At 62.2% G+C, this 13,231-nt stretch carries 10 protein-coding genes; 4 read left to right on the forward strand and 6 right to left on the reverse strand.

Going from position 1 to position 13,231, the window contains the following annotated elements:
• Nucleotides 1-105 precede the first annotated feature (105 nt).
• The 3 genes from R8871_RS00680 to R8871_RS00690 all read right to left on the reverse strand — a co-directional run bounded on the left by R8871_RS00680 (nucleotide 106) and on the right by R8871_RS00690 (nucleotide 4,373).
• Complete coding sequence (locus R8871_RS00680; protein ID WP_175048583.1) at nucleotides 106-2,064, reverse strand: aconitase family protein; 1,959 nt, start codon at nucleotides 2,062-2,064, stop codon at nucleotides 106-108.
• A 106-nt stretch (nucleotides 2,065-2,170) separates the two neighbouring features.
• Nucleotides 2,171-3,073, reverse strand: coding sequence for a LysR family transcriptional regulator (locus tag R8871_RS00685; RefSeq protein ID WP_175048584.1), 903 nt, complete (start codon nucleotides 3,071-3,073; stop codon nucleotides 2,171-2,173).
• Between the two features lie 58 nt (nucleotides 3,074-3,131).
• Nucleotides 3,132-4,373, reverse strand: a complete 1,242-nt coding sequence (locus tag R8871_RS00690; protein ID WP_216674285.1) for an ammonium transporter — start codon at nucleotides 4,371-4,373, stop codon at nucleotides 3,132-3,134.
• A 529-nt stretch (nucleotides 4,374-4,902) separates the two neighbouring features.
• On the opposite strand from R8871_RS00690, the gene R8871_RS00695 reads away from it, so the two are divergent.
• The 4 genes from R8871_RS00695 to R8871_RS00710 all read left to right on the forward strand — a co-directional run bounded on the left by R8871_RS00695 (nucleotide 4,903) and on the right by R8871_RS00710 (nucleotide 10,146).
• Nucleotides 4,903-5,634 (forward strand): gluconate 2-dehydrogenase subunit 3 family protein, encoded by a 732-nt coding sequence (locus tag R8871_RS00695; RefSeq protein ID WP_175048585.1) that lies wholly within the window; start codon nucleotides 4,903-4,905, stop codon nucleotides 5,632-5,634.
• Nucleotides 5,634-7,412, forward strand: a complete 1,779-nt coding sequence (locus R8871_RS00700) for a GMC family oxidoreductase (protein WP_175048586.1) — start codon at nucleotides 5,634-5,636, stop codon at nucleotides 7,410-7,412. Before R8871_RS00695 ends, R8871_RS00700 begins: the two co-directional genes overlap by 1 nt.
• Complete coding sequence (locus tag R8871_RS00705) at nucleotides 7,409-8,776, forward strand: c-type cytochrome (protein WP_175048587.1); 1,368 nt, start codon at nucleotides 7,409-7,411, stop codon at nucleotides 8,774-8,776. The genes R8871_RS00700 and R8871_RS00705 overlap by 4 nt, the downstream gene beginning before the upstream one ends.
• Before the next feature lie 176 nt (nucleotides 8,777-8,952).
• Nucleotides 8,953-10,146, forward strand: coding sequence for a porin (locus R8871_RS00710; RefSeq protein ID WP_175048588.1), 1,194 nt, complete (start codon nucleotides 8,953-8,955; stop codon nucleotides 10,144-10,146).
• 41 nt (nucleotides 10,147-10,187) lie between these two features.
• On the opposite strand, the gene R8871_RS00715 is transcribed toward R8871_RS00710, so the two are convergent.
• From R8871_RS00715 to R8871_RS00725, 3 genes are all read right to left on the reverse strand, one after another.
• Entirely contained in the window at nucleotides 10,188-11,045 is an 858-nt protein-coding gene (locus R8871_RS00715) for a helix-turn-helix domain-containing protein (RefSeq protein WP_175048589.1), read from the reverse strand.
• A 142-nt stretch (nucleotides 11,046-11,187) separates the two neighbouring features.
• Entirely contained in the window at nucleotides 11,188-11,736 is a 549-nt protein-coding gene (locus R8871_RS00720; RefSeq protein WP_175048590.1) for a carboxymuconolactone decarboxylase family protein, read from the reverse strand.
• Between the two features lie 194 nt (nucleotides 11,737-11,930).
• Nucleotides 11,931-13,151 (reverse strand): porin, encoded by a 1,221-nt coding sequence (locus R8871_RS00725; protein WP_175048591.1) that lies wholly within the window; start codon nucleotides 13,149-13,151, stop codon nucleotides 11,931-11,933.
• Between the last annotated feature and the right edge of the window lie 80 nt (nucleotides 13,152-13,231).

Consider the following 13,231-nt stretch of genomic DNA (forward strand, 5'->3'; position numbering starts at 1 on the left):
AGGCGATGCACGATGATGCTCGCCGCGGCCGGTCTTGTGCCGGCCTTGGGTACTTTCATGTGTCACGCGCACCACGATGCCGGGCCGCAAGGTCCGGCCAGCATTCTAGCCGCGGGCGCGCTTCAATTGTTCGAAGGTGGTGATTTTTCCGGCCAGCGCGCTCGCCGCAACGGTGTACGGGCTCGCGAGCCACACATTGCCCGGCCCTGAACGGCCGGGGAAATTGCGGTTGATCGCGCTGATCGTCACCTCGTTCGCATCGGCCGACTGCCCCGGTCCGCAGTTCGCGCAGGAACCGCAGCCCGGCATCACGAGCGTCACGCCCGCGCGCTCGAAAACCGGTAAATAGCCCTGATTCTCGCAATAGGCGCGCACGGCCATGGTGCCGAATTGCAGGAAGAGACGCGTGCCCTCGGGCACATGCATGCCCTGCTCCACACCCCAACGCAATACCTCGTGATAGAAGTCGAAGTCTTCGCGCTTGCCCGCCGTACACGAGCCGCCATACGCGATATCGATCGCGACGTCCTGCGTGAGTTGCGGTGCCGGCACGCCGTTGCCCGGATCGCCCGGGCGCGCGAGCATCGGTTCGATGGCGGTGGCGTCGATGCGGATCGTGTCGCGATACGTGGCGTCCGGATCGCTTTTCATCCAGTTTTCAAGGGTGAAATCGACACCGCGGCGCTCCTTCAGGAACGCCACCGTGCGTTCGTCCGGCTCCACGATACCCGTGAAGCCACCCAGTTCCGCGACCATGTTGGTCAGCGTGGCGCGTTCGTCGATCGACATCGCGCGCACCGCGGCGCCGCCGTATTCGAATACGAGACCGATCGCGCCGCCCGAGCGGATCGCGTCCATCTGCAAGAGGTGCAGCACGAGATCCTTCGCGGTGACGCCGTCGCGCAACGTGCCGTCGATTTCAATGCGCAAGGTCTCCGGCACCTTGCAGCGCACGTAACCCGTCACCCAGCTATTGGCGATTTCGGTTGCGCCTGCACCGAATGCCAGGCAACCGAGCGCGCCGGAATGCGGCGTGTGCGAGTCGGTGCCGCATGCAACCTGGCCAGGCAACGCGTACTGCTCGGCCATCAACGCATGACAGATGCCTTCGGAACCCGGCGAGTTGTCGAGCGCGCCGTGCGAGCGCACCGGATAGTCGCGCGAGAACGACGTGTGCCCTTCCATCAGATTGGCAACGCCCGGCAGCAATCCGTCGCGAACGTGCGGAATGCTTTGCGAAGCGAGCACCAGGTGATCCTGGAACGCGATGATGTGATCCGGCGCGTGCAGCGGCGCGGGCTTGCCGAACGCGCGATGCATCAGATGCGCGCACATGCCGGTGAAATAGTCGTGGCTGAAGCGCCAGTCGGCGGCGATGAACACGCCGTCGCCGCGCTGCGCGCTTTCAATACCCGGATGAAGATGGCGTTCGATGATCTTCTCGACCAGCGTCTTAGGCTCGGCGGTGCTTGCCGCATTTGCCACGTTGGCCGTCTCCCGCACACGCGGCGCCGGCCAGTCCGCGAACTTGCTGTACGCAAGCAAGCCACCGCTGCGAATGATCTGCTGCGTGAGCGCATCGCGCCCCTTGAGAAACTCGTCGATCGGCACCGCCTCTCCTGCGATCAGACGATCGAGCACGGAGAAATCGGTGGTGGTGAGAATGCCGATGTTGTCGCAGTTCTGCTGATAGATACGCTCGAAACTCTCCGCGACGATCAGGCGAATGCCCGCCGACAACTCCGCCAACGGACTCGATTCGCGCGACGACCCCTTGCCGTAGCGCTTGCCCGCCACCGTCACCTGGAAGCCGCCGTTCCTGACCGCATGGCGGCCAATCGGCATGCGCTCGCCCGCCTTGAAGCCGACGTACGGATACTGGCCGAGGCGTTCGTCATAGGTGAGCATGACGGTGACCGGTGTGATTTCGTCGGTAGAGACGTTATCGCGCAGCGCACCGGCGGTGGCGCGCGTGAAATTTTCACCGGCGAGTTGCGCCTCGATCACCGCGGGGTCCTGGGACAGGTACAGCACGCGGCCGTCCAGACGAATCGTATCGCTCATGAGCATTCTCCTTGCGCCCACTATACGGCGCGCGCAGGCAATGCCGAAGTGCCGGTCCGGCAACCCAGACGTCTTGTTTGGAGAATGGTGCGAGGCGCCCCGCGGGCTAGGGCTTGCTGCCGAGGAACCCGACGAGCGCCGCCGCGCTGGCGCTTAACTGATCGCGCGACTTGAAGATCATGATGAGATGCCGCACGGCCCAGGCATCGCTCAAGGACAGCAGGCGCACGTCGAGCGCATTCACATAGAGCAGCCCCACCTGCTCCGGCACGATTGCGATGCCAAGACCGGCATGGACCATCCGGCACAGCGCATCGAGGCTGCTGACGCGGATCTTGACGTCGATCTGCCGCCCTGTGCTGGCCGCCTGCTGCGCGAGAAGTTTCGTCAGCGCGCTCTCGCTGCGCAGGCCGACAAAGCTGTCGTCTAGCAACTCCTCGAAGGCCACGCGCGATGCGGCGGCCAGACGATGACCGCCCGGCACCAGCACCGCTAGTCGGTCCTCCCGATAAGGCACCTGCTCGAAGGCTTCACTGCCCGCCACCGGATTGCAGATGCCAAAGTCCGCGCCGTGTTCGTCGACGATACGCAGCACGTCGGCGCTGTTCTCTTCCTCCAGTTCGATCGACACCTCCGGGAACGCGCGCCCGAAAGCCGCCACGTCCTCCGGCAAAAACTGCACGATCGACGAGAGGTTCGCCACCACCCTCACCCGGCCCTTCGCCCCCGAGGAAAAGCGCGACAGATCCGCGCTCATCTGTTCGATATTGCCGATGATCGCCAGCGCATAGCGCAGCACCGTCTCGCCGACCGGCGTCACCGTAATGCCGCGCGACTGGCGCTGAATCACCGGCAAGCCGATCAGCGCCTCGATTTCGGCGATGCGCCGGCTCACCGCGGACGACGCGATGAACTCGCGCTCAGCCGCGCGCGCGATGTTCTGCTCCTGGCAGACGGCGACGAACAGGCGCAGCGAGGTGAGGTCGAGCTTTTTGAGGAGGTTTTCCATGGATGCTGCGCTTAACGTTGGGCCCAGACCCAACGCTAGCACAGAGGCGACCATGGGCTTAAGCGTCCAGATAAGCCACTTCGCCATGCAACTCGGTATCGAGCCCGTGCTGCGCGGCGGCTTCACCCACCTTAACGGGTGTCACTCGGTTGATCAGCCACAACATGCCCCACGTGAACACGAACGCCCAGACGCCGGACACGCATACCGCCACGCATTGCTTGACGAAGAACGCGCCGCCGCCCAACAGCAGGCCATCCGCGCCATTCGGATTCCACGCCTTCGATGCGAACACGCCGAGCAGAACGGTACCGACGAGGCCTCCCACGCCATGCACGCCCCATACGTCGAGCGCGTCGTCGAGGCCGAGCCGGTTTTTCAGCGCAACGGCGTAATAACAGATCACACCGGCAGAAATGCCGATTATCGCGGCGGTGCTTAATGACACATAGCCGGCCGCGGGCGTGATGGTCGCGAGGCCGGCGACCGAACCGGTCAGCAAGCCGATGAATTTCGGCTGACGTGCGTTGGCCCATTCGATCAGCAGCCACGTAATGGCAGCGAACGAAGCGGCGACATCGGTGTTAAGGAAAGACGAAGCCGTGATGGCGTCGACGCGCAGTTCGGAGCCGGCGTTAAAGCCGTACCAGCCGAACCACAGCAAACCCGTGCCGAGTGCGATCAAGGGCACGTTGTGCGGCTTGTGCGTGAGGGTCTGACGGCGACCCACATACAACACCGACGCTAGCGCAGCGAATCCAGCGGTGTTGTGGACCACAATGCCGCCTGCGTAATCGAGCACGCCCCACTTCGCGAACAGTCCATCCGGACTCCAGACCATGTGCACGAACGGGAAATAGACCAGGACCAGCCAGCCGGTCAGAAACAGGAAATACGCCTTGAACGTCACGCGGTTGGTGAACGCACCTGTGATCAGCGCCGGCGTGATGATCGCAAACATCATCTGATAGGCGACGTGGACCACCAGCGGAATGCCCGCATCGTTGCCCGTGTACATGGTTTGCAGCGTAATGCCGCGCAGGAACGCATAGTAGGTTGGGTCGCCAATGATGCCGTGCCAGCTTGGGCCAAAGCACATCGAGTAGCCGAACGCGAACCACAGCACGGTTGTCCAGGCGAGCGAGATGAAGCTCTGCATCATGATCGCCAGCACGTTCTTGCGTTCGACGAGGCCGCCGTAGAAAAACGCGAGACCCGGTGTCATCAGCATGACGAGGCTCGCGCACAGCAGCATGAAAGCGGTATTGCCAACGTTGATCGGCATGGTTGCGGGAAGCACAGCTTGTCTCCTTGAGGGTCGTCGTGATGTGTGCCTCCGGCGGCGCAAGGCACGGGCGTCGAAAAGAGCCCTTCAGCGCGGAATTTCTTTCAATTTGTAGGCTTCATCTGTTTTCGCGCGTTTGCGGCAGGCGAAAAGTATTCTCGCGCCGGGGCCGGCGCAATACGCCTGGAAGATATAGCGGGATTCACGTGACCGGTATGGCAGGCTCAGGCCCGGCCCGCGACCGTTTGCTGTCGTCAGCGTGCTGTAAGCGCGGGTAAACCACGTTCACCTGAACGGCCGCTCACAGCCATGACCGGAGCAAAAAGCGTCGCTTTTTCGCGTCAACTTCCCAGTGCTCCGCGCGGCAAAACACTTATGATTTGAAAGACATATTTCTTTCAAGAGAACATTTAATCACTTCACGAAACAGCTTATTGTAAAAAAGTAGAGACACATTGGAACCGGTTCCATTTACTATGGCGCCCAAATCCGACGACCGTCCGTGCACACCACGGCGCGCTCCAATCTCGCGATAAAGAACAATATGGCTCAATCTCCTCTTACCTCCCGCCGCGGCTTCTTACGCACGGCTGTTGCGCTGGTTCCCGCCGGAACCCTCGCCGGTTGTGAAGTCAAGCAATCCGCCACGACAGCTCAGGGCGCGAGCGGCACCGCCGCCGCGGGCCAGCCCTCCGGCGCCGACTACAAGCCGCATTTCTTCGACGCGAAGGAATGGGCGTTCATCCACGCGGCGGTCGATCGCCTGATTCCATCGGACAGCGAAGGCCCGGGCGCGGTCGAAGCCGGCGTGCCCGAGTTCATCGACCGCCAGATGGACACGCCCTACGCGCACGGCGCGCTCTGGTACATGCAGGGCCCGTTCACGCAAGGCGCGCCGGAACTCGGCTATCAATTGAAGCTCGTGCCGCGCGATCTGTACCGGCTCGGCATCGCGGCAGTCAACGCTCATTGCACGAAGACTTACTCGCATCCCTTCGACGCCCTCGATGCGCCCACGCGAGACACCGTGCTCACCGCCCTGGAGAAAGGCTCGATCGAACTCGCGGACGTGCCGGCCGGCGTCTTCTTCGGCCAGTTGCTGCAAAACACCCGCGAAGGCTACTTCTGCGACCCGATCCACGGCGGCAATCGCGACATGGGCGGCTGGAAGATGATCGGCTTCCCCGGCGCGCGCGCCGATTTCATGGACTTCGTCAACCAGAACGGCCAGGCCTATCCGTATGGCCCCGTGTCGATTGAAGGAAAGCGCACCTGATGACTACACAAACCAAACCGCACGCCGACGCTGTGATCATCGGCTTCGGCTGGACCGGTGCGATCCTCGCGAAGGAACTCACCGAAGCCGGCCTCAAAGTGGTCGCGCTCGAGCGCGGCGAGTATCGCGACACCTATCCGGACGGCGCGTATCCGAACACGATCGACGAGCTGACCTACAACGTCCGCAAGAAGCTGTTCCTCGATCTATCCAAGACCACTGTGTCGATCCGTCATAACGTCGCCGAAACCGCCCTGCCTTATCGGCAGCTTGCCGCGTTTTTGCCGGGCGAAGGCGTCGGCGGCGCCGGCTTGCATTGGTCGGGCGTGCATTTCCGCATCACGCCGGAAGAGTTGCGTCTGAAGAGCCACTATGAAGAACGCTATGGCAAGCGCTTCATTCCGGATGGGATGACGATTCAGGATTACGGCGTCAGCTACGACGAACTCGAACCGCATTTCGACTTCGCCGAGAAAGTGTTCGGCACCTCGGGCCAGGCTTATATGGTCAACGGCAAGGTGGTCGGCGACGGTAACGTGTTCGACGCGCCGCGCAGCGACAACTTCCCGCTCCCCGCGCAGTTGAACACCTACTCGGCCGAACGCTTCGGCAAGGCCGCGCGCGAACTCGGGCTGCACCCGTACCGCCTGCCGTCGGCGAATACGTCGGGTCCGTACACGAATCCGTACGGCGTGCAGATGGGACCGTGCAACTTCTGCGGATTCTGCAGCGGCTACGCGTGCTACATGTACTCGAAGGCGTCGCCGAATCTGAACATCCTGCCGGCGTTGAAGCCATTGCCGAATTTCGAACTGCGCTCGCGTTGCCACGTGCTGCGCGTCGAACTCGACGATACGAAAAAGCGCGCCAAGGGCGTGACGTATGTCGATCCGGCGGGCAACGAAGTTTTTCAGCCCGCCGATCTCGTGATCGTCGCGGCGTTCCAGTATCACAACGTCCACCTGCTTCTACTCTCGGGCATCGGCAAGCCGTATGACCCGGTCTCGGGCGAAGGCGTGGTCGGCCGCAATTTCGCGTATCAGAACCTCTCGACGATCACCGCGTTCTTCGACAAGGACACCTTCACCAATCCGTTCATCGGTGCGGGCGGCAACGGCGTCGCGGTCGACGACTTCAATGCCGACAACTTCGATCACGGTCCGCTCGGCTTTGTCGGCGGCTCGCCGTTGTGGGTGAATCAGGCCGGCACCAAACCGATCAGCGGCATCGCGACGCCGGCCGGCACGCCCAACTGGGGCGTGGACTGGAAGAAATCGGTGAAGGACCACTACGCGCACACGATTTCGATGGACGCGCACGGTTCCAACATGTCGTACCGCGACGTGTTCCTCGACCTCGATCCGACCTATCGCGATTCATACGGCCAGCCGTTGTTGCGCATGACCTTCGACTGGAAGGACAACGACATCAAGATGGCGCAGTACGTGACCGGGCAGATGCACAAGATCGCGCAGCAGATGGGGCCGAAGTCCATCGGCGTTTATACGCGCGAATTCGGCGCGCACTTCGATTCGCGCCGCTATCAGACGACTCACCTCGTCGGTGGCGCGATCATGGGCACCGATCCGAAGACGAGCGTGCTGAACCGTTACCTGCAAAGCTGGGACGTGCATAACGTGTTCGTGATGGGCGCGTCGGCGTTCCCCCAAGGCATCGGCTACAACCCGACCGGCCTGGTCGCCGCGCTCGCCTACTGGTCGGCGCGCGCGATCCGCGAGCAGTATCTGAAGAACCCCGGCCCGCTGGTGAGCGTATGAAGAAAAACATCGATGTGAAACGCCTGGGTCAGGCATTCAGACGCGTGCGCGCAGCGTCATTCTGCGTGGCGGCTGCCTTGTCCGTTCCGCTCGCCGCGCAAGCCGCAACGCCCCCAACTCAATCCGACGCGGCGTTGATCGCGCACGGCGAATACCTCGCGCGTGCCGGCGATTGCATCGCGTGTCACACCGCGCAATCGGGCAAACCTTTCGCCGGCGGTCTGAAGTTCGACACGCCGATCGGCGCGATCTACTCGACCAACATCACGCCCGATCGCAACACCGGCATCGGCTCATGGACCTTCGCGCAGTTCGATCGCGCGGTCCGTGCTGGTGTGCGGCCGAACGGCGACACGCTGTATCCGGCGATGCCGTACCCCTCGTATGCGCGCCTGAGCGATGACGATATGCACGCGCTGTATGCGTACTTCACGCAAGGCGTCGCGCCCGTGAACCAGACGAACCGTGCGGTCGATATCGTCTGGCCGCTGTCGATGCGCTGGCCGCTCGGCATCTGGCGATATCTGTTCGCGCCTGATCCCGCCGCGTTCAATTCCAAGCACTATGCCGACCCCATGGTCGCACGCGGTGCCTACCTCGTGCAGGGCCTCGGCCACTGCGGCGCTTGCCACACGCCGCGTGCGGTGACGATGCAGGAACGCGCACTGAGCGATCTCGACGGCGCCGAGTTTCTCGCAGGCGGCGCAGCGATCGACGGTTGGGTCCCGTCGAGCCTGCGCGCTAATCCACGCACCGGCATCGGCTCGTGGAGCGAAGCCGATATCGTGCAATTCCTGAAGACCGGCCGCACGCAGCACAGCGCGGCATTCGGCGGCATGACCGACGTCGTGCAGCACAGCATGCAGCACATGAACGACGCCGATCTAACGGCAATCGCGCGCTACCTGAAGACGCTGCCGTCAACCGATCCGAAGGAAACGCCATACGTGTACGACGATACGGCGGCTCGCGCCCTGCGCACCGGCGACGCCAGCGCACCCGGCGCCGCCGTGTACCGCGACAACTGCACCGCCTGCCACCGCAGTGATGGCCGTGGCTACACGCGCGTGTTCCCGGCACTGGGCGGCAATCCGGTTGTGCAGGGCAAGGATGCAACCTCGCTGATTCACGTGCTGCTGACCGGCAACACGCTCGAAGGCACGAAGACCGCGCCGTCTTCGTTCACGATGCCCGCCTTCGGCTGGCGCCTGAACGATCAGGAAGTCGCGGACGTCACGAACTTCGTGCGCACCAGCTGGGGCAACACCGGTTCGACAGTCAGCGCGGCAGATGTCGCCAAGGTCCGCAAGACGGTCACGGTGCATGCGCCCGAAATGCCACCTGGTGCGGCACTGAGCCACTAACATCGCGCCCTTGCACCGCGCTTGCAATGCGGGCAAGTAAAAGAAGTAACGCAAGCCGCTTCCTCCGCTTCACGCAATCTGCTCCGTTGGTCAGGAGCGGACTGCGTGCGGCAGCAAAAAGAGAGATCGCCGCGCAGGCGACTTGAGATAGACGATCCTACCGAGCTAAAACCAAGATGAAAAAGCAATTGATTGCGGCACCCCTGCTGTTGTCCTTCGCCGGCATTGCGTCCGCACAGAGCTCCGTCACGCTGTACGGCATCGTCGATGCGGGCATCAGCTATCGCAGCAACGAGCGCACCGGCTCCGTCGGCGCTTACACGGGACACTCGAACGTCGCGCTGACGAGCGGCAACCTCTCCGGCAGCCGCCTCGGCATCAAGGGCCAGGAGGATCTCGGCGGTGGCTGGAACGCGCTGTTCCTCCTCGAAGACGGCTTCGACATCACGAACGGCAAGACCGGCCAGAACGGCGGACTGTTCGGCCGTCAGGCGTTCGTCGGCATCGGCAGTCAGCAATACGGCACGGTCACGCTCGGCCGCCAGTACACCTCGCTTAACGACTTCGTCGCGCCCGTTTCGCCGGTCGCGTTTGCGGGTGGCTACGGTGCGCATCCGGGCGATATCGACGATCTCGATCAGACCGCCCGCGTCAACAACTCGGTCAAGTACACGAGCGCGAACTACTCAGGCTTCACGTTCGGCGCGTTGTATGGATTCGGCGGTCAACCCGGCAGCCTGAAGCAGCAGAACACGTGGAGCGTGGGCGCGGGATACGGCAACGGTCCGCTGCATGTGGGCGTCGGCTACGAGCGCTCGGATAACAGCAAGAGCGGGCCGAAAGATTCGACGGTCGGCAAATGGAGCGGCACGGACGACGGCCTGTTCAATTCGTCCATCAATGAAGGTTACGCGAGCGCGCAATCGCAACAGATCATCGGCGCGGGCGCTACGTACAGTGTCGGCCCGGCCATCCTCGGCGTGAACTACAGCAACGTGCAGTACCGCTCGGGCGCCGATTCGTTGTTCAACGGGCATGCGACGTTCAATATCGCGGGCGTGTTCGGACAGTGGACAATCCGCCCGGCCGTGCAACTGTTCGCGGGCTACAGCTACACGCGCGGCGGCGAAGTGGAAGGTGTGGATGAGCGCGCGCAATATCACAACGTGACGCTTGGCGCGCAGTACAACCTCTCGAAGCGTTCGACGGTCTATCTGATGGGCGGCTATCAGCACGCGTCCGGTGTCACGCTGGATGCGCTGGGCAATCCGGTCGCGGCGACCGCGTCGGTCAGCGACAAGGGCAACAGCCACTCGTCGGATACGCAGTCGCAGGCTATTGTGAGCGTTGGCTTGCGGCACCGGTTCTGATGGGTCTCGGCGGCGCTGGAGTGGTTGGCCGGCGCTGCCGCTTAGTGCTGTTGCTGGACCGCGTCGATCATCTCGAGATGACGCGCTTCGGTCTCGTCGTCTGCGGGGAACATGCATTCGATACGCAGTTCCTGCGCCGCGACGGCTTGCGGCGTGCCCACGGTCGCGACCATTGAAAAGTAGTTCAGAACCTTACCGTCCTTGACGAAACCGATAGGGATCACCGGCATGGCCGCAGCAGCGGCCCCGGTTTCCACGATGCGCTGCGAAGATTTCGCATCCGGCTGCACATCCGGATAGGCGCGCAACGTGGCAAGCAACTCGTGCGTCTGTTCGTCGACCACGCGCCCCACCGATTCCCGATAAACACGCTGAATCAGGCTATTCGACACCGCCCGCCAATCGGCAACGAACGGACGCATCCCATCCGGATCGAAAATCAGATGCAGCATGTTGCGCGGGCCCTTGCGCGCAGCCATATCGATGAAGCAGTTGAAAAAGCGCGGCGCGGATTCATTGGTCATCAGCACGTTCCAGTAGCGGTCCATGACGAGCGCGGGAAACGGCTCGTGCTGGCGCAACATTCGCCCAAGCGCTTTCGTGACACTTTGCATTTCCTGAGCGTTCCAGGCGCCGTCGGCATACATCGGCGCATAGCCCGCTGCCAATAGCAACGTGTTGCGTTCACGCAGCGGAATGTCGAGCGTCTGAGCAATATCCAGCAGCATCTGCCGGCTCGGCACACTGCGTCCGCTTTCGATAAAACTGATGTGACGCTGCGAGACACCCGCGTTGAACGACAGGTCCAACTGGCTGATGCCGCGCATGTCTCTCCAGTGACGCAACAACGCGCCGAGTTCATTCGGCGGCGCCTTCCTTTCGGGATTCGCAGGATTCATCGCTCTGTGGTCCGTTAGTCGATACAGATCAGGTTCGGTGACTGGCGGCGCCGGCGCATCGTGGATGCCCGGCGCCAACCGGTCGTTCGAACCGTGCCGGTCAGCATACTCCCAGTTGCTGACCAGCCCTTCCAGACGCGACCTACGCGGTCCAGACGTATTCCTGGAACGGCGCTTCGAGAGGCGGCCTGGTGATGTTGCCGGCGTAGTTCGTGATGGTAGACGCAGCCAGCACCGTGACGACTTCAAGCACCTGGTCCTTCCGGAAACCGGCCTCGAGAAATGAGTTCACGTCATTGTCGTCCAGGTGTCCGCGCTTCTCGATCGCTGTTTTCGTCAAAGTCGACAACGCGGCATGTTGGCGATCGGCAGGTGCGCGGCCGTCGCGAATCGCTTCGACATCGGCGGGTGAAAGCCCCTCTTTCAGCGCAAGCGCGGTGTGAAACGCAACCGCCCATGTACATGCGTTGGTCACTGCGTTAGTCAGCAACAGGGTCTGTATCTGCGCTTCCGTGAACGTACCTGAATGAACTTTCTGGAAGATGCCGATGAAGCCACCGATCAGCACCGGCGATTCAGCCATCGCGCCCGCGATGTTTGGGATAAGCCCGAAGTTCTGCTCGAGTTGCCGAAGCACGGGTCTGGATTGTTCGGGTGCGGATTCAATCGTGTGAATGTGAAACGTCGACATGGTGTGTCCTCGATCGTAAGCGCTGCTCGGGATGAGTTGCGCGATGACCGAAGATTAGGCGTGCGCGTGCGGCTCGCCAATTACCTCGGATGTAATAGGTTTCGGTAACCGGCACGCGGCCACGCAAGCGTTCACAAAAGGCAAAAGGCCGGGTCTGAACTGACCCCGGCCTTTCTCACGGCAAAAACTGCCGATCAGAACCGGTGAATAAGGCCCACACCCACCGCCAACTGACTCCCAGAGGAAGACGGCGTACTGTTATACCCGTCGCCGAGTGTCGCCGTGGCGTCGATGATCTGCCCGGCGCCGTTGGTGCCCAGCGTCTTGCCCTTCGCCTTTTGATAGGCCTCCAACGCATACAGACCCGTGCGCTTGGACAACGCGTAGTACTCGGAGAGATTGAACTGGTGGTATTGCGCATTGTCCTGAATGCCGTTCGCGCGTGTAGCACGGGTATAGCTGTACCCCGTGGCAAAATCCCACGCAACGGCCGGTTTCCAGTGCAAGACGGCACCGGCTGTATTGAAGATCGCCGTATCGTGGAACTTCGAGCCGCTGCCCGGAATGTACTGAACGTTCGAATAGGTGGCCGTGACATCCCACGCGGCATTGAACTTGTAGCCGCCGCCCACCGCGAAACGCTGTTGCGCCTGCGCAGTCTGATAGCCGTTCGTCAACGCGGATACGCCGATCTGCGAGCCGCCATTCGTAGTGGTCGAATCCGCGCCCCATGTGCCGCCGCCCGCGGTCGAATTGTTGATTCGCGAGAAGGCGACCGCGACGCCGACCGGCCCCATTGCATACTGGATCCCGGTCGCCCAGGTCGAGCCCTGGTTCGTGCTGCCCGCCACGCCGCCCAGCGAATACGAGCCGCTCACCGTCAGGCCATAGAGCTTCGGCGACGTGTACTCCAGCGTGTTGTTCGCACGGTAGATCGTGTCGAGGCCGTCGATATCGCCAGGATGCGCGCCGTAGTAGCCGGTGATCCAGGTGGTCGGGCTATACGGCGAGAGCATCTGGTAGTACGAAGCGTATTGGCGGCCCGCCGTGAAGGTACCGTACGTCGGGTTGGTCAGGCCGACCCACGCCTGGCGGCCGAACATCGCATTGGAGTATTGCTGCGCACCGGTTGCCGAATTGAAGCCGGACTCGAGCTGGAAGATCGCTTTCGTGTTGCCACCCAGGTCTTCCGCGCCCTTCAGGCCGAAGCGGCTGCCCGCAAATACCCCCTGCGCCATTTTGACGGCCGATTTTCCTCCGCTAGTGGAGCCGAGCGACGCCTGGTTGTTCGTATAAGAAAAGCCGTTGTCGACGATACCGTATAACGTGACGCTGTTTTGCGCGAAAGCCGGCACCGAGGCCGCGATCGCTGCTCCGAACAGCACAACGTCTACTCGTCTGATACTTTTATTCATGCTGCAGATCTCCAAATCACACGTGTTGTTGAAATTGTCTTAATCGGCATTGACGCTCGAAGTTCGCCAAACTCTTTGTT

The organism is Paraburkholderia sediminicola, assembly GCF_902859805.1.
In the GTDB taxonomy this organism is placed as follows: Bacteria; Pseudomonadota; Gammaproteobacteria; order Burkholderiales; family Burkholderiaceae; genus Paraburkholderia; species Paraburkholderia sediminicola.

Bases quoted from the DNA above. Each gene is read 5' to 3' on its own strand.
- R8871_RS00700 (WP_175048586.1), top strand. From the start codon at position 5,634: ATGACTACACAAACCAAACCGCACGCCGACGCTGTGATCATCGGCTTC.
- R8871_RS00695 (WP_175048585.1), top strand. From the start codon at position 4,903: ATGGCTCAATCTCCTCTTACCTCCCGCCGCGGCTTCTTACGCACGGCT.
- R8871_RS00685 (WP_175048584.1), bottom strand. From the start codon at position 3,073: ATGGAAAACCTCCTCAAAAAGCTCGACCTCACCTCGCTGCGCCTGTTC.
- R8871_RS00705 (WP_175048587.1), top strand. From the start codon at position 7,409: ATGAAGAAAAACATCGATGTGAAACGCCTGGGTCAGGCATTCAGACGC.
- R8871_RS00710 (WP_175048588.1), top strand. From the start codon at position 8,953: ATGAAAAAGCAATTGATTGCGGCACCCCTGCTGTTGTCCTTCGCCGGC.
- R8871_RS00720 (WP_175048590.1), bottom strand. From the start codon at position 11,736: ATGTCGACGTTTCACATTCACACGATTGAATCCGCACCCGAACAATCC.
- R8871_RS00725 (WP_175048591.1), bottom strand. From the start codon at position 13,151: ATGAATAAAAGTATCAGACGAGTAGACGTTGTGCTGTTCGGAGCAGCG.
- R8871_RS00715 (WP_175048589.1), bottom strand. From the start codon at position 11,045: ATGAATCCTGCGAATCCCGAAAGGAAGGCGCCGCCGAATGAACTCGGC.
- R8871_RS00680 (WP_175048583.1), bottom strand. From the start codon at position 2,064: ATGAGCGATACGATTCGTCTGGACGGCCGCGTGCTGTACCTGTCCCAG.